Below are 23,037 nucleotides of genomic sequence, written 5' to 3'. Positions count from 1 at the left end.
GACCGAGGCCGGCCCCGGTCACGACGGATCGGCGTCGTGTCCGCGCGGACGAGCACGAGGGAAGGACGCCCCCTGTGAGACGAGAGAACCCCGGGTCCCCCGCAGGGGGTGGCGACCGGCAGCTCCCGGCGCGCCTGGACCCGCGGGCGGGCCGCGCCGGCTCGGGGCGGGCCCGCTCCCGGCACCAGGCCGCCGACGCGGTCGACGCGGTCGACGCGGAGGGTCCGGCGCCCCGTCGGCGCACCGGCCGCGCGGCCACCGCGGCGCGCGTCGTCGCCGGGGTCCTCTCGGTCGTCCTGCTCGCCGGGTCCGGCTGGGGCTGGTACCTGGGTCAGGTCGCCGAGGCCACGGTCAACCGCACCGACGCCATCCCCACCGACGGCAACGAGGGCACCGGCGACGCGCCCGAGGCGATGAACCTGCTGCTGGTCGGCAACGACAGCCGCGCCAACCTCACCGAGGACCAGCTGGCCAGCCTCAACGCGGGCAGCGACTCCGGCATCAACACCGACACGATGATCCTGGTGCACGTCCCGGCCGACGGGTCGCGCGCCTCCTTCGTCTCCTTCCCCCGCGACTCCTACGTGCAGATCCCCGGCTACGGGAAGGACAAGCTCAACGCCGCCTACGCCTACGGCTACGCCGAGACCCCGGCGAGCGCGTCCGAGGAGGTCCGGCAGGCCGGCGGCGCCCAGCTGCTGGTGCAGACGATCAGCCGGCTGACCGGCCTGCAGATCGACCACTACGCCGAGGTCGACCTGCTCGGCTTCTTCAACCTCAGCTCCGTCGTCGGCGGGGTCGAGGTCAACCTGTGCGAGGCCGTCGATGACTCCGAGTGGTCCGGCGCGGTGTTCGACGCCGGCATCCAGACGATCAGCGGCGCCGACGCGCTGAAGTTCGTCCGCCAGCGGCACGGCCTGCCCCGCGGCGACTTCGACCGGATCGTCCGCCAGCAGGTCTTCATCGCCGGCGTGCTGCGCAAGATGCTCTCCGAGGACGTCCTGCTCGACCTCGGCAAGCAGCGCGAGCTGACCGAGGCGGCGTCCCAGTCGCTCACCATCGACCAGGGCCTGGACCTGTTCCAGCTGGCCGAGCAGATGCAGTCGGTGACCGCCGGCAGCATCGAGTTCCAGACCATCCCCTACGTCGGCACCGACCGCGACGAGCAGGACCGCTCGATCATCCAGCTCGAGGACGAGGACACCCTCCACGAGTTCTTCGCCGACCTGTCGGCCGAGCCCGCGGCGCCGGCCGAGGCCACGCCCGCCGCGCCGGAGCCGGTCGCGCCCTCCGCGGTGACCGTCGACGTCCTCAACGGCTCGGGCACCTCCGGGCTGGCGGCCAAGGCCGCCGGTGCGCTGGAGACGGCCGGCTTCGTCGTCGGCACGACCGGCAACGCCGGCTCCTCCGGCCACGACACCACGCTGGTCCGGTACGCCGCCGGCGACGAGGCCCTGGCCGCCACGCTGGCCGCGGCCGTGCCGGGCGCGGTCGTCGAGGAGAGCGCGGACGCCGTCTCCGGCACCGTGCAACTGGTGCTCGGCACGGACTTCAACGCGGTCGGCCAGGCCGTCGACCCGGCCGTCCCCTCGGCGCCGGTCGAGGGCGAGGACGCCCGCACCGCGGCGGACACCGGCTGCATCAACTGAAGAAGGACCCTCCTGGGAAGCTGGAGGCATGACCCCCGCCGACCTGCTCGCCGCGACGCTGCGTCGCGCACCGGCGGCGCCGCTGCTGACCTCCTACGACGACCTCGGCGGGGGCCGGGTCGAGCTGTCGGCAGCCACCCTGGCCAACTGGGTCGCCAAGACGGCGAACCTGCTGCAGGACGAGTTCGACGTCACCGGCGGCAGCACGGTCGCCGTGGCGCTGCCGGTGCACTGGCAGACCGCGGCGGTGCTGCTGGGGGTGTGGAGCTGCGGGGCCACGGTGCTCGACACCGCGGCCGAGGACGACGGCCGGCTCGACGACGCCGACGTCGTGCTCGCCGCGCAGGACCGCCTCCCGTCGCTCGAGGAGCAGGAGCTGCCCGAGCTGCTCGGCCTCTCCCTGCACCCGCTGGGGATGGGGATGACCGGGTACGCCGGCCCGGCGCGCGACTTCGCCCTCGAGGTCCGCGGGCACGGCGACGTCTTCACCCCGTGGCAGCGACCCGACCCCGCCGCCCCCGGCCTGCTGCTGGGCGGGCTGGAGCTGACCCTCGGCGGTCTGGTCGACACCGCGCGCGAGCTCGCGGGGCGGCTGGGCCTGGTCGAGGGTGACCGGGTGCTGGTCGACGACCGCACCGCCGCGGAAGCCGGGCCGGTGGCGTGGCTGCTCGCGCCGCTGACCGCCGGCGCGTCGATCGTGCTGGTCCGCTCCCCCGACCCCTCGCTGCTGCCGGGCCGCGCCTCCGCCGAGAGGGTCACCGCTACGCTCGGCCGCACGATCGACGGCATCCGCGAGCTGGGCCGTCCTGCCTGACGCAGCCGCCCAGCCGCCCGGACGGACGGACGGTGTTTCTGCATGGACAAGGTGGTCGGCAGCACCGCTGAGGCGGTCGCGGACATCAGGGACGGCGCCGTGCTCGCCGTCGGCGGATTCGGCTTGTGCGGCGTGCCCATCAAGCTGATCGACGCGCTGCTCGAGCAGGGCGCGTCCGGGTTGACGACGATCAGCAACAACTGCGGCGTCGACGACCAGGCCCTCGGCGTGCTGCTGTATGCCGGGCGCATCACCCGGACGATCAGCTCGTTCGTCGGCGGCAACAAGGAGCTCGCCCGCCTCTACCTGTCCGGCCAGCTGTCGGTGGAGCTGACCCCGCAGGGCACGCTGGCCGAGCGGCTGCGGGCCGGCGGCACCGGCATCCCGGCCTTCTACACCCCCACCGGGGTGGGCACGATGGTCGCCGACGGCGGCATCCCGGTGCACTACGACGCCGAGGGCAACGTCGTGCAGACCTCCCGCCCCAAGGAGATCCGGGAGTTCGACGGCCGGCAGTACGTGCTGGAGACCGCGCTGACCGCCGACTTCGGCCTGGTCCGCGCCGCGGTCGGCGACCGGCACGGCAACCTGGTGTTCCACGAGTCCGCGCGCAACTTCAACCCGCTGGCCGGCATGGCCGGACGGGTCACCATCGCCGAGGTCGAGGAGCTCGTCGAGCCCGGCGAGATCCGGCCCGAGGACGTGCACCTGCCCGGGGTCTTCGTCAACCGGGTGGTCGTCGTCGGCCTGGAGGGCAAGGGGATCGAGTACCGCACCACCCGCCCGCGCACCGACCGCTCCGCCGCGCCGGCCGCCGCCGGCGACGAGGCCACCGAAGGGGATGCCCGATGAGCCTGACCCGTGACCAGCTCGCCGCCCGGGTGGCCCTCGAGCTGGAGGACGGCCAGTACGTCAACCTCGGCATCGGGATGCCGACGCTGGTGCCGAACTTCATCCCCGACGACGTGCACGTCGTGCTGCACTCGGAGAACGGCATCCTCGGCGTGGGCCCCTACCCCTTCGAGGGCGAGGAGGACCCGGACCTGATCAACGCCGGCAAGGAGACCGTCACGATCCTGCCCGGATCCTCGTTCTTCGACTCGTCGCTGTCCTTCGGGATGATCCGCGGCCAGCACCTCGACGTGGCCGTGCTCGGCGCGATGCAGGTCAACCCCCGCGGGGACCTGGCCAACTGGCTGATCCCGGGGAAGATGGTCAACGGCATGGGCGGTGCGATGGACCTCGTCCACGGCGCCCGCAAGGTGATCATCATGATGGATCACGTCGCCCGCGACGGGTCCGCGAAGCTGGTCGAGGAGTGCACCCTGCCGCTGACCGGCAAGTCCTGCGTGAACCGGGTGGTCACCGACCTGGCCGTCGTCGACGTCACCGACGCCGGCTTCGTGCTCCGCGAGACCGCGCCCGGCGTGAGCGTCGAGGAGGTCCAGGCCGCGACCGGCGCCCCGCTCACCGTCGCCGACGACGTCCGCGAGATGCCGCTCCCGGCAGCTGTGTGACGTCCCCGGGGGACACAGCACGTCCCGTTCCGGGGTCGACGAGCCCCGGCGGGGCGATGCCGTGACGTTCAGCGTCATCGCGCGGAACCCGGCGACCGGCGAGCTGGGCATCGCGGTGTCGTCGTGCATCCTCGCCGTCGGCCGGGCGGTGCCCAGTGCCCGGCCCGGCGTCGGGGTGGTCGCCGTCCAGGCGCGCAGCCGGCGCGGGCTGGGCCACTCGCTGCTGGCCGGCCTCGCCGACGGCGCCGACCCGGCCGACCTGGTGCGAGCGGCGGCGCACGCGGCCGAGGACGTCGACCGGCAGATCGCCGTCCTCGACGCCACCGGCCGGGTGGCCGCCGACACCGGGCGCGGCTCGTTACCGGTCAGCGGCCACCTGCTCGGCGAGCAGCTGAGCGTGCAGGGCAACATGCTCGCCTCGCCGGAGGTGTTGCCGGCGATGGTGCAGGCCTTCACCGCCGCCCGCGGCGACCTGCCCGACCGGCTGCTGGCGGCGCTGACCGCCGGTCAGGATGCCGGCGGGGACGTCCGCGGCCGGCAGTCCGCGGCCCTGCTGGTGGTCAGCGGGACGCCGGCCAGCGACGAGGACGACGGCGTGCGGATGGACCTGCGGGTCGACGACTCGGGCGACCCGGTGGCGCAGCTGCGGATGCTGCGCAACCTGCAGCGCGCCTACGACGAGCGCGACTACGAGACCCTCGCGCTGTTCGCCCCCGAGGGCGCCCGTGACCTCTACGCAGCGCTGGCCGCCTCGCAGCGCGGTGACCGGACCGCGGTCCGGGCCGCGCTGGAGGAGATGCGGACCCGGCCCGGCTGGTCGGCGTGGCTGGCCGCGATGGCCGGCGACGCGCGGCTGGCAGGGGTCTCCCGCCTGCTGGAGTGACCCGCGGGGAGCCGCCCGGTCCGGGCGGCTGGCCGCGACGTCTGCTCCCGGTCCAGGCAGAGCTTGCCGGTCAGGCCGAGGAAGACGGTGACGGCGGTCTGCTCGCGCAGCACCGGGTGGCTGCTGCTCACCGTGGGGCCGTCGATGGGTCCCGGGAGCGCGCCGATCCGGCTGGCCAGCACCAGCCGGGAGCGCGGGTAGGCCATGGCCAGGTCGTCGGCGCTGGTGCCGGTGTCGCGGCGGTGGTCGCCGCTGCCGAAGGCCAGCCGGAGGGCGCCGCGGGCCCGGGCGATGGAGACCGCCTCCTCGATGCCGGGCGCCGACTCGACCAGCGCCAGGACCGGGGTCGAGCCGCCGAGCCGGTCGAAGGTCTCGGTGACCTGCTCGGCGGCCTCGGTCTTGGCCAGCATGACGCCGAGCAGGCCGGGCGCCCCGGCGAGCTCGGCGACGTCGTCGTCCCAGAACTACGTCGGGCGGTCGTCGATCCGCACCCAGGCCGAGCAGTCCCCGCGCGACAGCCACTCGATGACGCCCGCGCGGGCCTCGGCCTTGCGCCGGGTCGACGGCGTCCTCGATGTCCAGGATCACCTGGTCGGCCCGCGAGTCGCGAGCGGTGCCGAACAGGTCGGTCCGGGCACCGTTGACCAGCAGCCAGGAGCGCGCGTCCCCGGGACCCACCTCGCGCTGTCCCACCACGTGCCCATCCTCGTGCCGTGTCCCGGGCCACTCGCGACCGGGCAGGGTGGTGGAGGACCCGCGCCGCCGCGACGGGCGTGACCGGCTGCGGCCTCGGGGCTGACGGGCAGCCCGATCGTCGACCGCAGCCGGCCGCGGCGACGGAGCAGCCGTCAGTCGCGGCTACAGGTCTCGGATCCGTCGACGTCCCCCAGCGGCGACAGGTCGATCCGATAGATCGTCGCCCCGTCCCGCTGGTAGACCGGCACGAGGGACTCCACCCCACCGAGGTCGCGGAAGCCGATGATCGGCGTCGGCCAGACGGTGATGGTCTCCTCGGAGGAGTAGACGTAACGCACGCCGAGCTCCTCGACGGCGTCGCGGACGTCGGCGTCGTGGTCGAGACAGTTGAGACCCTCGAGCACGAGGCGGCGTGCAGCGGGCATCGTCGGCGCCAAGGGCAAGGAGGTGGCGGCCCCGAAGACCGGTCGTACGCCGGCCAGCGTCCACATCCACGCGGACCCGTCGTTGGGGTCGTTCAACACCGGCCCGTCACCCGCCAGCCGTCGGAGCTCCCGGAATGCCGGGAGGTCGGCTTCCGAGACGGAGCCACCGACCCCGTACCCGTAGGCCCTGTCCAGGTGCGACTGGTTCTGGGACACGTAGAAGCCGTCGGTGAGGACGCCCAGCACGAGGAGCCCGCCCAGCGCTGCGGCCGCTCCCAGCACGGGTCCCCGGTCCCGGGGTCCCCCGGCGGTGCGGGTCAGCCGTTCGCGGAGCCCCGGCACCGCCCGGAGGACGCCGGTCAGCTGGTCGCCGAGCCACACCACGCCGATCGCTCCGGCCACGGACAGCGACAGGAACACCAGTCCTTCGAACCGGTACCGGTCGTTCCACCAGGGGGCGGTGACCAGCTCCGTCAGCCGGTTGTCGTACGCGGCGGCCATGGCGCACAGCCCGACGAATGCGAGACCGCCGACCAGCCACCACCGCATGGCAGCCCTCCGCAGGCCGACGACCAGGCCGATCAGCGCCGGCACCGCCAACCAGACCTGCGGGAAGCTGTTCTCGTAGTTGTACGACAGCAGCTCACCGATCGCCTCGCCGGGAGTCTGCGCGACCGGCCAGTCGACGGCCGTCCCGCCGCCGGTGTTCAGGACCGCCTGACCGATCAACGGGAGGATCACTGCGGCCGCCAGCACGCCCGCCGGTACCAGGACGACCAGGTCACGAGCCACGCGGCTCCGGTCGGCCCACCAGCGAGCAGCCACGAAGCTGACCGCGAAGATCCCGGCCGACAGCGCCGCGCTGGGGTGGATCAGCGCCAACCCGGCAGCGGACCCACCGAGCAGGAGGGTGAGCAGCGGTCTCCGTCGGTCGACTGCGATCAGGAGGACGGCCAGGAAGGACGGCACGACGGCGATCCCGAACGCGAAGACCCAGATCGGACCGCGCCAGATGAGGTCCGTCGGGTAGCCCGTCGTGGCCGCCAGGATCGCGGGTGCGAAGACCGCCTCCCGGACCAGGCCGACGCAGCGCAGCAACGCCACCAGCCCGAGGCCCGCGATCAGGACGATGCAGGCCACGAGCGCGTTGATGGCGGGCACCGTGCCGCCACCCAGCTGCGCGACCAGTGAGGCCAGGGCGTGGAAGGCGTCCGGGTAGGACGACGTCCCCGCCAGGTAGCCGTTCACCTCTCCCGTGACCGCGGGGTGCACCTCGCCGGTGCTGGTGATGACCTGGACCGCGTTGACGTGGAAGAGGGCGTCGAACCCCTGGTTGGGGTCCTGGAGACCGTCGGTGCCGCCCACGACCGTCCACCAGGCGATCCCCGTGGCGAGGACCAGTCCGGCGGCCGTCGCGAGCGACCACGCGAGGTCCTCGGAGCTCGACCCCCCGCCTTCGACGGGAGGAGGACCCCCACGCCGACGCCGCCCCACGATCAGGACGAGCAGGACGAGGAGGATCACCGGGGCCGTTGCCCACGCCGCGTTCGCCGGCGTCCAGCGGAGTCCGGTCACGCTGCTCACGAGCATCGCCACCAGGAACAGAGCGGAGGTGAACACCGGCGCTGCGCCCAGAGCCGACCACCCGCGGATGCCAGCAGCGACCGCGAGGAGGAGCCCCGGCGTCACCAGCACCAGAGCAGCGGTGACGAGGATGGGTAGTGCTTCCAGTTGGGGCCACCATCTGCTCTCGAGGCCCACTGGTCGTGAGCGCGCTGTCTCTCAGCGTATGTGAACGCCTCGGGACCGCTCCGGGACACGGCGCGCTGTCCGAGGCACCCTGCACCTCGTCGGCCCCATCCGGCACGCAGGCCGACTCCTGTCTCCTGCCTCTCCGCAGCGACGTGGCAGCGATCGCTCGGCACAGCGGACAGCGGACGACCACCAGCTGCTGGACCGGGTGGCGCCCTGGTGACTGCGGGTGGTCCAGCACCCCGTGCGGCGGGTGACGTCCCCGGACAGGCCGATCACCAGCGGTAGCCGGGACTCCGCACCGCCCAGGCCGACGAGACCGCCAAGCAGCCCGACCGCGACGCGAGCCTCCGCATCACCGGCGGACACCGCCGGCGCACCGTAGCCGCCGGCGTGGCCCGTCCCGGACGCGCCGGTGCACTACGGCCGGGACGGCACCAGCTGGGCCAGCAGCGCCGGGAGCCTGGAGTCGAGGTCGTCGACGATGCGCCGCACCGTGTCGAGGTCCTGGCCCTTCGGGTCGTCGACCGGCCAGTCCTCGTACCGCCTGCCGGGCACGTACGGGCAGCTCTCGCCGCAGCTCATCGTGACCACGACGTCAGCGGCCTCGACCAGGTCGTACGGCGGCGGCGGCGGCGACCGAGCGGCCGGCGTTGCGCACGCAGCTGAACAGCACGGACGGCTTGGTGGTCACGGCGTTCCTCCCGGGGGCCGGCGGGTGCCGGGGTCGGTGGCGGCGAGCTCGCCGCCACCGCGGCAGCGTGTCGGGTACAGCAGGCGGACCGCGCCGGAGGGCACGACGGTGCCGATCATCAGCACCGTGCCGAGCGCCTCGGTCGGCCCCGGGCCCACGGCGGTCAGCGGGTCGCCAGGGCGGCGTGCAGCGCCTCGAGGGCGCCCGGGACGACGGCGTACCAGACGTTCCGGCCGCGCTTCTCGCTGGTGGCCAGACCGGTCTGGACCAGGACCCGCAGGTGGTGGCTCACCGTGCCCTGCGTACGGCCGACGGGCTCGGTCAGGTCGCACACGCAGATCGCGCCGCCGTCGGCGGTGGCCAGCAGGGACAGCAGCTGCAGGCGCACGGGGTCACCCAGCGCGGCGAACTGCTTGGCCAGGGTCTTCGCGTCGGGCGCGGAGAGCACCTCGGCGGTCAGCGGCGCACAGCACACGGCCACCTCGGGCTGGTCGAGCACGGGCAGCTCGCGCACGCTCATCGGGTCGGTCTCCTCGTCGTCGCCACTCCTGCAAACCATTGACAACCGTCGATGTTAAGGGAACAGTGGCCCATCGACGATCGTCAATGAGTCCAGCGCCCGCGACAACGACGTAGAGGCCACTCTCATGTCCCGCATCCAGCTCGCCCTCGACGTCGACGACGTCGAGGCGGCGACCGCCTTCTACGCCAAGCTGTTCGGCGTCGCGCCGGCGAAGACCCGGCCCGGGTACGCGAACTCCGCCATCGCGGACCCGCCGCTGAAGCTGGTGCCGCTGGAGAACGCGGGCTCCGGCGGCACCCTGAACCACCTCGGCGTCGAGGTGGCCTCCGTCGACGAGGTCGACGCCGAGCAGACCCGTCTGTCCTCGCTGGGCCTGGCGTCGACCGAGGAACCCGACTCGACCTGCTGCTACGCCAGGCAGACGAAGTTCTGGGTCGAGAACACCCCCGATGACGTGCGCTCCGAGATCTACACCGTGCTCGCCGACAGCCCGACGTTCTCCGGCGACGCCGCCCTCGCGGGCGCCCGGACCGGCGGTGACACCACCGCCGGGTCGGCCTGCTGCACCCCCACCGCTTCGGCGGAGGACACCGAGCCCGCCGCCGGCGGCTCGACCCCGGCAGCCGACACCGGAGGGAGGTGACCGCTGTGAACGACGAGTGCTGCGAGGACTGCACCACCGAGGAGTGCAGCACCGGCTGCTGCTGACGCCGGACGACGGCGGCCCTGACTCCTCCAGGAGTCAGGGCCGCCCTCGCGCGTGGTGCGGGCCGCCTCTACTTCAGGAGACTCCGGGCGATCACCATGCGCTGGACCTGGTTGGTGCCCTCGTAGATCTGGGTGATCTTGGCGTCGCGCATCATCCGCTCGACCGGGAAGTCCTGCGTGTACCCCGCGCCGCCGAAGAGCTGGACGGCGTCGGTGGTGACCTGCATGGCGACGTCGGAGGCGAACGCCTTCGCCGACGCCGAGACCCGGGAGACCTCGGCGCGGCCCTGCTCGCCGGCGGCCGCGGCGACGTAGACCAGGTGGCGGGCCGCCTCGATCCTCATCTCCATGTCGGCGAGCATGAACTGCACGCCCTGGAACTCCGCGACGGCCTTGCCGAACTGCTTCCGCTCCTTGACGTAGGCGACCGCGGCGTCGAGCGCGCCCTGCGCGATGCCCACGGCCTGCGCGCCGATGGTCGGCCGGGTGAAGTCCAGCGTCCGCAGCGCGGTCTTGAAGCCGGTGCCGGGCTCGCCGATGATCCGGTCGGCCGGGATGGTGCAGTCGGTGAGGTAGAGCTCGCAGGTGGGCGAGCCCTTGATGCCCATCTTGCGCTCCTTGGGTCCGACCGCGAAGCCGGGGTCGTCCCGGTGGACGGCGAAGGCGGAGATGCCGTTGGCACCCCTCTCCTGGTCGGTGACCGCCATGACCGTGTACCACTCGGAGATCCCCGAGTTGGTGATCCAGGCCTTGGTGCCGTTGAGCACCCAGCTGTCGCCGTCGAGGCGGGCGCGGGTCCGCATCGCGGCGGCGTCGGAGCCGGCCTCCCGCTCCGAGAGCCCGTAGCTGATCATCGCGTCGCCGGCGGCGATCGGCCGCAGCACCCGCTGCTTGAGGTCCTCGGACGCCGACAGGATGACCGGCATCGAGCCGAGCTTGTTGACGGCGGGGATCAGCGAGGCGCTGGCGTCGACCCGGGCGACCTCCTCGATGACGATGCAGGTCGCGATCGCGTCGGCGCCCTCGCCCCCGTAGGCCTCGGGGATGTGGGTGGCGTGGAAGCCGGCCGCGGTGAGCGCCTTGTGCGCCTCGATCGGATAGCGCGAGTCGGCGTCCACCTCGGCGGCGTACGGGGCGATCTCCCGCTCCGCGATGTCGCGGACCGCCTCGCGGATCGCCTCGTGCTCCTCGGTCAGGGCGTACAGCCCCGCAGCGTTGTTACCCACGAGTATGAATCGTAGGACGTCCTACTGTCAGGAGGAAGCGACGCGCTCCTGCAGCGTGGCGTCCCGGGCGAGGACTGACTCCGCCAGGTCGGCCTGGAACCGCTCGACGGCGGCCCGCAGGTCCGGATCGGAGGCGGCGAGGATGCGCACGGCGAGCAGGCCGGCGTTGCGGCCGCCGCCGATGGAAACCGTGGCGACCGGCACCCCGGCGGGCATCTGCACGATCGAGAGCAGGCTGTCCAGCCCGTCGAGGCGGTCCAGCGGCCGGGGGACGCCGATCACCGGCAGCGGCGTGGCCGCGGCGACCATCCCGGGCAGGTGGGCCGCTCCCCCGGCGCCGGCGATGACCACCCGCAGCCCGCGGCCCGCGGCGGTCTCGGCGTACTCCAGCATCCGGCGCGGCGTGCGGTGCGCGGAGACCACGTGCGCCTCGTACGGGACGCCGAACTCGGCCAGCGCGGCTGCGGCGGGCTCCATCACCGGCCAGTCGGAGTCGCTGCCCATGACGATGCCGACGATCGGGTCCACGCGGGCTCCTCGCTGCTCGGTCGGTGCGCTGGTCGGTCGGTTCAGTGCTCGGTCGGGAAGGCGAACGCCGGGTCGACCTCGCCGTCGGCCAGGTAGCGGGCGGCCGCGGCGGCGCGGGCGCGGACCTCGTCGAGGTCGGCGCCCAGCGCCGTCACGTGACCGAGCTTGCGGCCGGGGCGCTGCCCCTTGCCGTACCAGTGCAGCTTGACGTCGGGCCAGTGCGCCATGAGGTGGTGCACCCGCTCGTCGAGCGACGGGCCGGTCCAGCCCTCCTCGGCCGCGCGCCCGCCCAGCACGTTGGCCATCACCACGACCGGCGCGGTCATCCCGGTGGCGCCCAGCGGGTAGTCCAGGACGGCGCGCAGGTGCTGCTCGAACTGGCTGGTCCGCGAGCCCTCGATGGTCCAGTGCCCGGAGTTGTGCGGCCGCATCGCGAGCTCGTTGACCAGGACGCCGTCGGCCGTCTCGAACAGCTCGACGGCCATGACCCCGACGACGCCGACCCGGTCGGCCACCCGCACCGCGAGCTCCTGGGCGGCGGTCGCGGTGTCCTTGTCCAGCCCGGGCGCCGGCGCGAGCACCTCGGTGTTGATGCCGTCGCGCTGCACGGTCTCGACCACGGGCCAGACGGCGACCTGGCCGAAGGGCGAGCGGGCGACCAGCGCGGACAGCTCCCGGACCATCGGAACCCGCTGCTCGACCAGCAGCACGTCGTACCGGCCGAAGAGCCCCGCGACGTCGTCCACCCCGTCGACGACGAACACCCCGCGCCCGTCGTAGCCGCCGCGCGGCGTCTTGACGACCACCGGCCAGCCGTGCCGGTCGCCGAAGGCGGCGACCTCGGCGACGGAGGCGACCTCGGCCCAGACCGGCTGCGGCTCGCCCGCGGCGGCCAGCGCCCGGCGCAGCACCAGCTTGTCCTGGGCGTGCACCAGCGCGTCGGGCCCGGGGGCGACCCGGTGACCGGCCGCCTCGAGGGCGCACAGGTGCTCGGTGGGGACGTGTTCGTGGTCGAAGGTGACCACGGTGGCGCCCTCGGCGAGCGCGAGGAGGGCGTCGAGGTCGCGGTGGTCGCCGAGCCGGACGTCGGCGGCCACGAGCGCGGCGGACTCGTCCGGGCCGGTGGAGAGGACCCGCAGCGACTGGCCGAGCGCGACGGCGGCCTGGTGCGTCATCCGGGCCAGCTGGCCACCGCCGACCATGGCGACGACGGGCAGTCCGGTGCGCGGGTCGACGGGGGTGGCCACGGGTGCCCAGCCTAGGGCGTGTCCCCGAGACGGCCCGCCGGGCTCAGCCGGACTCAGCCGAGCGCGGCCAGCGAGCGACCGATGCGGTCCCCCGCGTCGGCGGCAACGGCCGGCGCCGGGTGGACGCCGTCCGGCGACGCACCGGGGGGAAAGGCTCCGCCGGCGTCGACCTCGGTCCAGGGGTCGAGGTAGGTCCAGCCGTTGCGGCCGGCCAGCTCGGCGAGCGCGGCGTTGAAGCCGTTGCGGGCCGCGGGACGGAGGTCGTTGGGCGCGATGGCGACGACCAGGGCGGTCGGCGCGCCGGTGGCGGCGACGACCCCCTGGATGGCGGCGGCCGACTCCTGCCACGGCACTCCTCGTACCAGGTCGTTGGTGCCGGCCATGACGACGACCGCGTCGGCGGTCCAGTCGGTGGGCTCGACCCCGGCCAGCATGTCCGCGGTCGTGGCCCCGGGAACCGCCCAGCCGCCCACGAGGTCCACACCGCTCGCCTGCTCCGCGGCCGGGAGCCAGGAGGCGTCGCCCTGGACCCGGTCCTCGACGAGGGGCTGCGACGGGTCCGTGGCGCCCGCGGTGATCGAGTCGCCGACCGCGACGAAGGTGCGCGGGGCTGTCGGGGCGGGGGCCGGGCTGCGGGACGCGGCAGAGGTCGCGGGCGCCACCGTCCCGGCCCGGCCGTCGTCCGCCGTCGGGCCGCAGCCGGCGACGGCGGCCAGCAGGACGGCGGCCACCGCCGTCCGCACGGGAACCCGACGAGGGAGGGGGCACGCCACGGGACCAGTCTGGATCACCGGGCTGGGAGGTCCGGAGAGGTGGCGCGAGGCCGCCGTCAGGCGCTGAGCGGCCGCCGCGCCGGCACGGCGACGACCGGCTCGGCCCGGGGGACGCCGGCGCTGCGCCCGGCGAGCAGGGCCGCCGTGGCGGACGTCACCGGCCGGTCGCCGCGGACGACGGCGGTCCGGGACGCTGCCGGCGCTGCCGCGACCGCGGCCGGACGGCGCACGGGGAGGACCCGGCGCAGGCCCTTGCGGGCCGGCTCCTCGACGAACCGGTGGGCCAGGTGTGCGAGGACGGACGTCGAGAGCAGCACCGGGGCGAGCAGCAAGGCCCACAGCGAGGTGCCGGCGGCGATCTTCGGCCACCAGTCCATCAGCGTCCAGAACACCTCGAACACCGGGATGTGCACCAGGTAGAGGCCGAAGGAGATCCGGCCGCCGTGCACCACGGACTCCCGGGACAGCAGAGCGCTCGGACCGGTGCGGGAGAGGGCGAGGGCGCCCACGAGCACCGGGAAGACCAGGACGACGATGCCGCCGAACGCCGAGTGGTCGTTGTCGATCCCCCGCCAGTCGCCCCACCACAGGCCGACGGCGATGGCGCCGAGGCTGGCCAGGGCCCAGGTGGCGGCGGCGGCCTCCACGCGCGGGGTCCGGCGCACCCGCCGGACCACCAGGCAGGTGAGGGCGCCGGCCAGGAACGCCGCGCCGATGCGCAGCAGCCAGGACCACGCGATCACCGGCCCACCGTGGACATAGGTGGTGTAAGACAGCGGCACCATCAACAGGACGGCGGTGGCGCCGAGCAGCACGAGCGGCGCGTTGCGGATACGCCAGAGCAGCACCGCGACCAGCGGGAAGGCGACGTAGGCCAGCCACTCGGCGCTGATCGACCAGGCCGAGCCCATCCACGACTCGCCGCCCGAGGCGGGGTGCCACCACAGCTGGGCCATCGTGAACTGGAGCAGGAAGTTCCAGACGTCGAGCACCGGCTGCTGCACCTGGTAGGCGACGACGCCATCGGTGACCCGGGTGGCCTTGACCAGCAGCCAGCCGCCGTAGACGACCGTGACCAGGGCGTAGACCGGCCAGATGCGGCAGACCCGGGCCCAGAGGAAGGTCCCGGCCTCGCGCACCGAGGGCTCGTGGCCGACGCGCTCGAGGTAGGTCAGCGTGATCACGAAGCCGCTGAGCACGAAGAACAGGTCCACGCCGGTGGCGCCGGCGCGAATCACCGGCCGGAGCGGCTCCCAGTAGCCGTCGTACCCGAGGCCGGGAGTGAACTGGAAGTGGTAGAGGACCACCCAGACGGCCGCGACCGCCCGCAGGCCGGTCAGCGACCGGATCTCCTGCGAGCCGACCGGCTGCTCACCGCCCGCTGGCCTGGCCTGAGCTGGTGTGGACACGCGGTCTCCTCGCTGCTGTCTTCGCCTACAGGGCGTTCATGGCCCGTGACGAAAACGTAATGAACAGCCGGGGTGTATCGAGTCGATGACACGACAGAGATCCCCCGCCGGCACGGCAACACCTGCCGAATTCACGCCGTCCGGCGCGCCTCACGGACCGGACGGAAGACGAGTCGCCCGGTGTTGCCCGGGAACGGGGGTCGACGTCCTCGGCAGGTCCGCTCGCGCCCCGACGCGTACCCTGGCGCTTCGTGACTGCCGTCTCCGAGCGCGCGCCGCGCCGCAGCCGTTCCCTGTGGTCCGTCGTCCACCACCTCGGGGCCTTCGGCGTCGTCGGTGGGGTCGGCTTCGTCATCGAGATCGGGCTGTTCCAGTTGTTCTACGGGCACCTGGGCAGCGGTGCGGTCGTCGCGAAGGCGGTGGCCACGATCGTGGCGATGACCGTCGCCTTCTTCGGCCACCGGCACTGGTCGTTCGCGCACCGGGCCCGCACCGGGTTCAGGCGCGAGTACCCGATGTTCCTGGCCATCAACGGCCTGACGCTCTTGCTGGGCCTGGGCATCGTCGCCTTCGCCCGCTACGGCCTGGACCTGACCAGCGCGTGGGCCCTGCAGGGCGCCAACCTGGTGTCGATCGCCCTCGGCACCGTCGTGCGCTACCTGATGTACCGGCGCTGGGTCTTCCCGGCCGCCGACACCGCTGGCTGATCCTCGCGTCACCCCGCTGCAGGGGCGCTCGTCAGCCGCGCGCGGCGGTGCTCTCCCGTCCACCCGTGGTCAGCAGCGCGTCCGCCGGACGACCCGCTCGTGGTGCCGTCCGCGGTCTCGGAGCTGCCGCCAGCGGCCACGGACGGCCGGGAGCGGGCGCCCGCGACGCGCTCCGTGGAGCGGGGCCCGGCTCAGGCGCGCCTGCGAGGACGACGGTGGACCGTGTCTGCCGTGCCGTCGACGGCTCGATCGCACGCCGGCCGCTCCAGAGGCGGACCAGGCGGCGACGGGCCGGCTCCTCGACCCACTGGTGCAGCGCGGCGGCACCGAGGAGGGAGACGACGATGAGGACCGGCACGACCAGCACGACCCCGGGAGCGCGCGCTCCGGCGGCCGACGGGTCGTGCCAGATGACGCCGAGGGCGACGTCCTTCACCAGCGTGTGCGCGAGATACAGGCAGTAGGAAATGCGGCCCCCGTACACCACGGGATCCCGCGACAGGAAGGCCGCGAGCCGCCCGTCCGCCGAGGCCAGGCCGGTGACGAGCGACGGCCACGCGACCACGGCCACCGCGCCGTACATGCCCGGGTGGTCACCCGCGAGGACGTCCTGGCCGGTCCGCCAGTGCGCCCACAGCAGCACGACACCCACCGTGGCCAGACCGCCGAGGACGAGGGGCTGCCCCCAGCGCCGGCCGCGCTCGGTGTCCTCCAGGTCGGCGAAGGCACAGGCGGCGAGCATGCCGGCGGTGAAGCTGCAGGCGATGCGCAGCAGCCAGTGCATCTCGACGTCGTCGGTGCCGTGCAGGAAGGACGTCGCGGCCAGCGGGGACATCACCACCGTCGCGAGGACCAGGTTGACCGCCGGGTGCGCGCGCAGGAAGGGCCGCACCACCAGGGCGAGCAGCGGGAAGGCGAGGTAGGCCGCCCACTCGGCGCTGATCGACCACCCCGGCGTGACGTAGCTGGTCCCGAGCAGGGAGTCCGCGCCCCACATCTGCGTCATCGTGAGCTGGCGCAGGAGCGACGCCACGTCGATGGGCGGGTAGAGGTCGGCGACGCGGCCCCGCAGGCCGATCAGGTCGGCCGTGGTGAACCAGGCGCAGGCGAGCAGCGTGACCGTGGCCCAGGCCGGCCACACCCGGGCGAAGCGGTTGGCCACGAAGCGTGCCGCACCCGCCGTCGACCAGTGCCGGCCGCACTGCTCCAGGTAACCGCGGGCGATCACGAAGCCGCTCAGCACGAAGAAGAGCTCCACCCCGATCCAGCCGGCGCTCAGCACGGCGATCGACCCGGGCACCTGGTCCAGGTAGGGGGTCAGCTCGGGCACGAAGTGGTACATGACGACCCACATGGCCGCGACGAGGCGCAGCCCCGTCAGCGCCCGGATCTCCGACCGGGACCGGCACACGGCGCCTGTCGCCTGCGGACTGGGGGCGGCCGTGCGTGCGACGGACATGGGCGTCTCCCGGGGAGGGCGTGGAGGCGTGCTCCGGACCTGTGGACTCCCTGGACGTTAGTGACGCTGCGCGCACGGTTGTTGACTCGAAAAGCACCGAAAATCGGCGGCGCCGGGGCAGGAACTGCCAGGGGTGCGACTCTCCCGTCACACCCTCCCCAGCCGCCCCGCCCGGCCCGGGATCAGCCCGCCAGACGGGACCCGTGCCGGCCCGCGACGACCTCCAGCCGGGTGGGGACGCGGGTGCGCAGCTCCTCGAGGTGGCTGATGACGCCGACCGTCCGGCCGCCGCGGCGCAACTCGTCGAGCACGTTCATCACCGCGTCCAGGGCCAGCGCGTCGAGGGTGCCGAACCCCTCGTCGACGAACAGGGTGTCCATCTGGATGCCGCCGGCCTCGGCGGTGACGACGTCGGCGAGCCCGAGGGCGAGCGCCAGCGAGGCCATGAAGCTCTCGCCGCCGGACAGCGTCTTCGTGGGACGACGGGTGCCGGTGTACTCGTCGAAGACGTCCAGGCCCAGCCCGCCCCGGGCGCCGTTCCGCGCCTGGGCGTCGCTGTGGAGGAACGTGTAGCGGCCGGCGGACATCTCCTGCAGCCGCCGGCTGGCGACCTCGGCGACCTGCTCCAGCCGCGCGGCCAGCACGAAGGACTGCAGCCGCATCCGCAGCGTGTTCGCGCCGCGGCCGTTGACCAGGTCGGCCAGACCGGCGACCCGCCCGGCCCAGGCGCGGCGCTCGGCGAGCTCCACCTCCGCGGAGACCACGTCGCCGGCCAGCGCGTCGAGCGCTCCTGCGCAGCGCCGGGCCTGCTCGAGGGTGGCGACCGCGTCCTCCCGGCGGGCGGTCAGCTCCGCGCAGCGCTGCTGCAGGGCCGCGACGTCCGGCCGGGCGGGCAGGTCGGTCAGCTCCGGGTCGGCGAGGGTGGCCGCGGCGACCGACCGGGCCTCGTCGTGCTGCCGCAGCCGCCGCTCGAGCCCGGCCAGCTCCCCCGCATCGAGCAGTGCGCCCGCTGCGTCGACCAGGTCGGCGAAGCCGGCGGCGGAGGCACGCCGGCCCGCGGTCTCCCGCGCCGTGTCGGCGGTAGCGCGGGCGCGCAGCTCCTCGGCCCCGGCGGACAGCACGGCCTCGCAGCGCTCCGCGGCCGCGGTCAGCCGTCGCTCCCGTGCCGGCAGGTCGGCGTCGTCCCCGCGGGCGGCGTCGAGCCGGGCGGTGAGCTCGGCCAGCGCCTCCTCGCGCGCCACCCGCTCCGCGCTGCGGCTCTCCACCGCCAGGCGGTCGGCGGCGAGCGCGGCCGCGGCCGCGGCCAGCTCGGCCTCGCGATCGGCGAGGTCGCGGCGGGCCTCCTCGACCGTGGCGGCCAGCCCGGCGACCTCGGTGAGGGCCGCGCGGGCCTGATCGGCTCTGGCGGCCAGCTCGGGCAGGGGCAACTCCCCCGCTCGGGCACGGAGGACGGCGAGCTCGCGCTCTCGCTCCTCGACGCCCCGCCGGGTGGCGGCGACCCGCTCCTCGGCCGCGTCGACGGCCGCGCGCGCCCGCTCCTCGTCGTCGGCGGAGACGACCGGACCCGCGTGCACGGCCGGCCGTGGGTGCTCCGTGGCGCCGCACACGGGGCAGTCGGCGCCGGCGGTGAGTCCGGCGGCCAGCTCGGCGGCCATGCCGTCGAGCCGACGGCCGCGCAGGTCGACCAGCCCCTCGCGCGCCTCCAGCCAGGCGGTCCGCGCCGCGTCGGCCGCCGCCCGGGACGCGGCGAGCACCGTCGCCGTCCGGTCGGCCTGCGTCGCGGCCGCCAGCGCTGCCCGAGCCGACTCCTCGGCCGCGGTCAGGCCGGCCAGCCGCGCCACGGCCTCGCCGGCCGCCTCGACCCGGGCCTGCGCCTCGGCGATCCGCGCCGGCCAGGTCCGTGCCGCGGCGGTGCCCCGCTCGCAGCGGTCGGTGAGCGCCTCGATCTCCCGCTCCAGCCGACCGATCTCCCGCGCGAGCCGGACCGCGCGGTCGGCCTCGGGCACCAGCGCCCGGGCCGCGGCGGCCTCGTCGCGCAGCTCCCGGGCGGTGAGCGCGTCGGCGTCACGGCCGGCGGCGACCTCGGCCCAGGCGGCCCGCCCGGACTCCAGGGCGGTGGAGGCGGCCTCGGCGGCCAGCGCGGCGCGGCCGGCGGACTCCAGGACGTCGCGCAGCACCTCCGCCCGGCGTCCGGCGTCCGCGCGGACCCTCAGCGGGCCCAGCTGCTCCTCCTCGGCGGAGAGCCGGGCCAGCTCCTGGCGGGCGCGGTCGCGCCGGGCGTGCCGGTCGGCCAGCGCGCGCGCCTCGGCCAGCTCGCCGTCCAGGCGGGCGCTCGCGGCGGCCGCGGTCTCGGCCGCGGCGGATGCGGCGGTGAGGTCGCCGGCGGCCCGGGTGCGCACGGCGGCGACCCACGCGTTCACCGACGCGCCGGGCCGGGCGCCGACCAGCTCGGGCGCCAGCTCCTCGGGCACCGCGACGTCGGCGGCATGGGCGACCCGGTCGAGCAGCCGTCCCAGCCGCTCGCGATCGGTGCGCAGCATCTCCTCGGCGGCGCGGCGCTCGCCGGCCAGCCAATCCTCCGCCCGGGCGAAGCGGCCCACGTCGAAGAGGGTGCGCAGCAGCTTGGCGCGGTCCTCGGGCTCGGCGCGCAGGAAGCGGGCGAAGTCGCCCTGGGGCAGCAGCACCACCTGGCAGAACTGCTCGGCGGACAGGCCCAGCCGCACCCGCAGGTACTCCGAGCCCTCGTCGATGCGGGTGCTCACCGGCTCCCATGTCGCGCCGTCCCACCGCTGCACGGTGAGCCTGGCCTGCTCGGTGGTCTCGCCGGCGCCGCGCTTCTTCGGCCGCGTCTGCTCGGGCCGGCGGACGACGAGCAGCCGCTCGCCGGCGAGGGTCAGCTCGCAGGCGACCTCGGTGCGGGTGGCGGCCTCGGCGTGGTCGCTGCGCAGCCGCTTCTCCTCGCCGCGCGCCCCCGGCACGGTGCCGTACAGGGCGTAGACGACGGCGTCGAGCAGCGTCGTCTTGCCCGCGCCGGTGGGGCCCCACAGCAGGAAGAGTCCGTCGCGGGCGACCGCGTCGACGTCGACGGTCTCGGTGCCGGCGAACGGCCCGAAGGCGGTGATCGAGAGGGAGTGCAGCCTCACCGGGCCAGCTCCTCGCGGGCCGCCGCGCCCAGCGCCCGGACCAGCAGCTCGCGCTCGGCGTCGCTCATCCCGACGCCGTCGCGGACGTGCGTGACGAACTCCGCGGCCACCTCCAGATCGCTGCGGCCGCGCAGCCGTTCCTGGTAGCTGCGCCGGTCCCCCCCGCCCGCGCCGCCGGTCCAGTCGAGGTGCACGCAGTGCGGGAAGCGGGCCTGCAGCCGGCGCATCGGGTCCGACGGTCGCACGTCGTCGGTCAGCCGGGCCGAGACGAAGTGCTCCTCGACCGGCGCGTGGGCCGGGTCGGCGAGCAGCTCGTCGAGGGTGCCGGTGAGCACGGTGAGCGGGCGGGGGGTGGGCAGCGCCAGCGCACGGACGCCGGCCAGCCCGGTGGCGTCGAGATCGACCAGCCAGACCTGCTTCTGCTGCCCGGCCTCGCCGAAGGAGTACGCCAGCGGGGAGCCGCTGTAGCGCAGCCGCTCGGTGATCGTCTGCGTCCGGTGCAGGTGACCCAGGGCGACGTAGTCGACCCCGTCGAACACCGGCGCGGGCACCAGGTCGACGCCGCCGACGCAGATGTCGCGCTCGCTGTCGCTGGGCACGCCGCCGCCGACGAAGGCGTGCGCCAGCACGACCGAGCGGGCGCCGGGACGCAGGAACAGGTCGCGGCGCACCCGCTCCATCGCCTCGGTGAGCACCGCCTCGTGCGACCGCGCACCCGGTACCCCGAGCTCGTGGCGGGCGAGCTCCGGCTCGAGGTAGGGCAGCCCGTAGACGGCGACCTCACCGTGCTCGTCACGCAGCAGCACCGGCTCGTCGAGAGCGGCTGTCGTGGCGCGCACGTGCAGGCCGGCGGCCGACAGCAGGCCGGAGAAGGTGCCGAGCCGGCGCGCGGAGTCGTGGTTGCCCGGCGTCAGGACGACGGCCGCCCCGGCCCGCAGCAGCCGACCGACCACCCGGTCGAGCACGCCGGTCGCGTCCGCGGAGGGCACCGCGCGGTCGTAGACGTCACCGGCCACGACCACCACGTCGACCGACTCGACGACGACGACGTCGGCCAGCCCGGAGAGCACCGCCTCCTGCTCGCGCAGCAGGTCGGCCCCGTGCAGGGAGCGGCCGATGTGCCAGTCGGAGGTGTGCAGCAGCCGCATGGCCGCAGAAGGTAGGTCGGGGTACCGACAGGTTCGCCACGCCACGCCGTGACGGGCCCGTCACACCCGGCTCAGAAGCGGGTCGTGCGGTGCCCGGCGGTCCAGCCGGCGGGGGTCCAGCCGTCGGGGGTCCAGCCGTCGTCGTCCCACCCGTCGCGCGGCGGCGGCACGCCCGCGCCGCCGCGCCGGTCGGCGTCCTCCTCCACGAGCTGGACGAGCAGCTGCTGCACGCCGTCGCTGTCGGGCACCCGCTCCAGCACGGTGGCCCCGCCGTCGCCCACCGTCTCGATGGTGAGCGTGCCGGAGCTGACCAGCCGCTGACCCAGCGTCTGCCGGTAGGAGACGTCGGCGATCCGGGACAGCGCGATGTCGCGCCCCCGGCGGGCGAGGACCCCCTCGCGCAGCAGCACGCGGTGTGTGGTGACCACGTAGTGCGTGGTGCGCCAGCGCAGCACCGGCCGCAGGACGGCGGCGACGAGGACGAGGAGCGCCAGCCCCGCGAGCACCGTCCGCACCGTGCCCTGTGAGGGGCCGGCAGGCACCAGGGCGGCGCCGAAGGAGGTGCCGCCCACCACGAGCAGCAGGACGAGCACCGGCCGGGCGAGGGTCAGCCAGTGCGGGTGCAGGTGCCGGACGACCTCTTCGTCCTCGGCGAGCAGCCTGTCCGGGTAGGGCACGCGGACAGAATGACGGAGGGTTACTCGCTCATCACGCTTCCCGCGCCGGTGCGCGCACATGTCGCACGTCCCCGCTGGCGAGTTCGACGACGCCCTCGCCCGTCCGGACGACGAGCCGGCCGTCCCAGTCGACCGACTCGGCGACGCCCTCGAGCGTGGAGCCGTCGGGCAGCGCGACGACGACGTCGGCCCCCACCGTCGAGCACCACGCCAGGTAGTCGCGGGCCAGCCCGCTGGAGACCGGGTCGCCGAGCGCGCGGGCCCAGAGGAGGTAGCGGCGCTCGAAGCCGCGGAGGAACTGCAGCAGCACCGCTGCGCGGTCGACCGGCCGCCCCGCCTCGAGGGCGAGGGAGGTACCGGTCTGCGGCAGCTCGTCGGCGCGGGTGGAGACGTTGAGGCCCACGCCCACGACCACCGCCCCGCTGCCGACCTCGGCGAGGATGCCGGCCAGCTTGGCGCCGCCGGCGGCGAGCAGGTCGTTGGGCCACTTCAGCGAGGCGCGCACCCCGGGCACCTCGGCCACGGCCTCGGCGAGGGCGACGCCGGTCAGCAGCGGCAGCCACCCCCGGCGGGCGCTCGGCACGTCGGGGCGCAGCAGGAACGAGACGGTGATGCCCGCGCCCGGCGGGGAGGTCCAGACGCGGTCGAGCCGGCCCCGGCCGGTGGCCTGGTGCTCGGCCACCAGGACCGTCCCCTCGGGCGCCTCCTCGGCCGCGGCCGCGAGGAGGGCGGCGTTCGTGGAGCCGATCTCGGGTACCACCTCCAGCGAGCGCCACAGGGCGCTCCCGGCGGTCAGCGCGGCCGCCAGCGACCGACCGTCGAGCGGGGCCCGGGAGGGGTCGGGAGAGGTGGACGGCAGCGTCTCGGGCACTCTTCTACGCTACGGAACCCGTGAGCGAGGGAGCTCACTCCCGGGCACGGCAGCGCCTGGACGCGGCCGACGAGCCCACAGCGAGGAGAGATGCGTGAGCGAGCCTGCGAGCTCACCAATGGACGCAGCAGCGCGGCGCGAACGCGCCGACGAGCGCAGCGAGGAGAGCACGTGAGCGAGCCTGCGAG

Annotated in this window: 21 protein-coding genes and 1 pseudogene; 7 read left to right on the top strand and 15 right to left on the bottom strand. The window is 74.7% G+C overall.

What is annotated here, in order from left to right; translation table 11 throughout:
* Positions 1-74 precede the first annotated feature (74 nt).
* From BUB17_RS18450 to BUB17_RS18430, 5 genes are all read left to right on the top strand, one after another.
* Positions 75-1,649 (top strand): LCP family protein, encoded by a 1,575-nt coding sequence (locus tag BUB17_RS18450; protein ID WP_072920152.1) that lies wholly within the window; start codon positions 75-77, stop codon positions 1,647-1,649.
* Between the two features lie 28 nt (positions 1,650-1,677).
* A complete protein-coding gene (locus BUB17_RS18445; protein WP_072920151.1) occupies positions 1,678-2,463 on the top strand; it encodes a TIGR03089 family protein in 786 nt (261 codons plus the stop codon).
* Between the two features lie 42 nt (positions 2,464-2,505).
* Entirely contained in the window at positions 2,506-3,315 is an 810-nt protein-coding gene (locus BUB17_RS18440; RefSeq protein ID WP_072920150.1) for a CoA transferase subunit A, read from the top strand.
* Positions 3,312-3,980: a 3-oxoacid CoA-transferase subunit B gene (locus tag BUB17_RS18435; RefSeq protein ID WP_072920149.1), complete on the top strand. Its 669-nt coding sequence runs from the start codon at positions 3,312-3,314 to the stop codon at positions 3,978-3,980. The genes BUB17_RS18440 and BUB17_RS18435 overlap by 4 nt, the downstream gene beginning before the upstream one ends.
* Before the next feature lie 61 nt (positions 3,981-4,041).
* A complete protein-coding gene (locus tag BUB17_RS18430; RefSeq protein WP_072920148.1) occupies positions 4,042-4,863 on the top strand; it encodes a DUF1028 domain-containing protein in 822 nt (273 codons plus the stop codon).
* A 227-nt stretch (positions 4,864-5,090) separates the two neighbouring features.
* Here BUB17_RS18430 and BUB17_RS27935 read toward each other — a convergent pair.
* The 5 genes and pseudogenes from BUB17_RS27935 to BUB17_RS18415 form a co-directional block, all read right to left on the bottom strand.
* Positions 5,091-5,273: pseudogene (locus BUB17_RS27935) on the bottom strand (aldolase/citrate lyase family protein); the annotation flags it as partial.
* A 438-nt stretch (positions 5,274-5,711) separates the two neighbouring features.
* The gene (locus BUB17_RS18420) at positions 5,712-7,673 is read right to left on the bottom strand and encodes a DUF6541 family protein (RefSeq protein ID WP_348537050.1); all 1,962 of its coding nucleotides are present in this window, start codon (positions 7,671-7,673) and stop codon (positions 5,712-5,714) included.
* A 483-nt stretch (positions 7,674-8,156) separates the two neighbouring features.
* Entirely contained in the window at positions 8,157-8,330 is a 174-nt protein-coding gene (locus BUB17_RS27930) for a low molecular weight phosphatase family protein (RefSeq protein WP_244277361.1), read from the bottom strand.
* Between the two features lie 96 nt (positions 8,331-8,426).
* On the bottom strand, positions 8,427-8,588 hold the full coding sequence (locus BUB17_RS26955; RefSeq protein ID WP_175561413.1) for a hypothetical protein: 162 nt from the start codon (positions 8,586-8,588) through the stop codon (positions 8,427-8,429).
* A gap of 5 nt (positions 8,589-8,593) precedes the next feature.
* Positions 8,594-8,950, bottom strand: coding sequence for an ArsR/SmtB family transcription factor (locus tag BUB17_RS18415; protein ID WP_072920146.1), 357 nt, complete (start codon positions 8,948-8,950; stop codon positions 8,594-8,596).
* Positions 8,951-9,077: 127 nt separating this feature from the next.
* On the opposite strand from BUB17_RS18415, the gene BUB17_RS27925 reads away from it, so the two are divergent.
* Positions 9,078-9,596 (top strand): ArsI/CadI family heavy metal resistance metalloenzyme, encoded by a 519-nt coding sequence (locus tag BUB17_RS27925; RefSeq protein ID WP_072920145.1) that lies wholly within the window; start codon positions 9,078-9,080, stop codon positions 9,594-9,596.
* A 133-nt stretch (positions 9,597-9,729) separates the two neighbouring features.
* On the opposite strand, the gene BUB17_RS18405 is transcribed toward BUB17_RS27925, so the two are convergent.
* From BUB17_RS18405 to BUB17_RS18385, 5 genes are read right to left on the bottom strand one after another with little or no spacing between them, the layout of a single operon-like run.
* Positions 9,730-10,887, bottom strand: a complete 1,158-nt coding sequence (locus BUB17_RS18405) for an acyl-CoA dehydrogenase family protein (RefSeq protein ID WP_072920144.1) — start codon at positions 10,885-10,887, stop codon at positions 9,730-9,732.
* Between the two features lie 27 nt (positions 10,888-10,914).
* Positions 10,915-11,415 carry a 5-(carboxyamino)imidazole ribonucleotide mutase gene (gene purE, locus BUB17_RS18400; RefSeq protein ID WP_208983469.1) on the bottom strand — a complete coding sequence of 167 codons (501 nt, stop codon included), beginning with the start codon at positions 11,413-11,415 and terminating at the stop codon, positions 10,915-10,917.
* Positions 11,416-11,456: 41 nt separating this feature from the next.
* On the bottom strand, positions 11,457-12,662 hold the full coding sequence (locus BUB17_RS18395; protein WP_072920143.1) for a 5-(carboxyamino)imidazole ribonucleotide synthase: 1,206 nt from the start codon (positions 12,660-12,662) through the stop codon (positions 11,457-11,459).
* A gap of 53 nt (positions 12,663-12,715) precedes the next feature.
* The gene (locus BUB17_RS25595) at positions 12,716-13,435 is read right to left on the bottom strand and encodes an SGNH/GDSL hydrolase family protein (protein ID WP_175561412.1); all 720 of its coding nucleotides are present in this window, start codon (positions 13,433-13,435) and stop codon (positions 12,716-12,718) included.
* Positions 13,436-13,491: 56 nt separating this feature from the next.
* The gene (locus tag BUB17_RS18385) at positions 13,492-14,844 is read right to left on the bottom strand and encodes an acyltransferase family protein (protein ID WP_072920141.1); all 1,353 of its coding nucleotides are present in this window, start codon (positions 14,842-14,844) and stop codon (positions 13,492-13,494) included.
* 251 nt (positions 14,845-15,095) lie between these two features.
* On the opposite strand from BUB17_RS18385, the gene BUB17_RS18380 reads away from it, so the two are divergent.
* Positions 15,096-15,551: a GtrA family protein gene (locus BUB17_RS18380; RefSeq protein ID WP_072920140.1), complete on the top strand. Its 456-nt coding sequence runs from the start codon at positions 15,096-15,098 to the stop codon at positions 15,549-15,551.
* A gap of 31 nt (positions 15,552-15,582) precedes the next feature.
* On the opposite strand, the gene BUB17_RS18375 is transcribed toward BUB17_RS18380, so the two are convergent.
* The 5 genes from BUB17_RS18375 to BUB17_RS18355 form a co-directional block, all read right to left on the bottom strand.
* Positions 15,583-17,010, bottom strand: coding sequence for an acyltransferase family protein (locus tag BUB17_RS18375; protein ID WP_072920139.1), 1,428 nt, complete (start codon positions 17,008-17,010; stop codon positions 15,583-15,585).
* A gap of 182 nt (positions 17,011-17,192) precedes the next feature.
* The gene (locus tag BUB17_RS18370) at positions 17,193-20,153 is read right to left on the bottom strand and encodes an AAA family ATPase (RefSeq protein ID WP_072920138.1); all 2,961 of its coding nucleotides are present in this window, start codon (positions 20,151-20,153) and stop codon (positions 17,193-17,195) included.
* The gene (locus tag BUB17_RS18365) at positions 20,150-21,301 is read right to left on the bottom strand and encodes an exonuclease SbcCD subunit D (RefSeq protein WP_072920137.1); all 1,152 of its coding nucleotides are present in this window, start codon (positions 21,299-21,301) and stop codon (positions 20,150-20,152) included. The genes BUB17_RS18370 and BUB17_RS18365 overlap by 4 nt, the downstream gene beginning before the upstream one ends.
* Positions 21,302-21,372: 71 nt before the next feature.
* Positions 21,373-21,978 (bottom strand): PH domain-containing protein, encoded by a 606-nt coding sequence (locus BUB17_RS18360; protein ID WP_072920136.1) that lies wholly within the window; start codon positions 21,976-21,978, stop codon positions 21,373-21,375.
* A gap of 31 nt (positions 21,979-22,009) precedes the next feature.
* A complete protein-coding gene (locus BUB17_RS18355) occupies positions 22,010-22,849 on the bottom strand; it encodes a biotin--[acetyl-CoA-carboxylase] ligase (protein WP_072920135.1) in 840 nt (279 codons plus the stop codon).
* Positions 22,850-23,037 lie beyond the last annotated feature (188 nt).

It is taken from the genome of Geodermatophilus obscurus, assembly GCF_900143215.1.
GTDB classification, from domain to species: Bacteria; Actinomycetota; Actinomycetes; order Mycobacteriales; family Geodermatophilaceae; genus Geodermatophilus; species Geodermatophilus obscurus_A.
The sequence above is the reverse complement of the archived record's forward strand: the minus strand, read 5'-3'. Positions and strand labels throughout refer to the sequence as shown.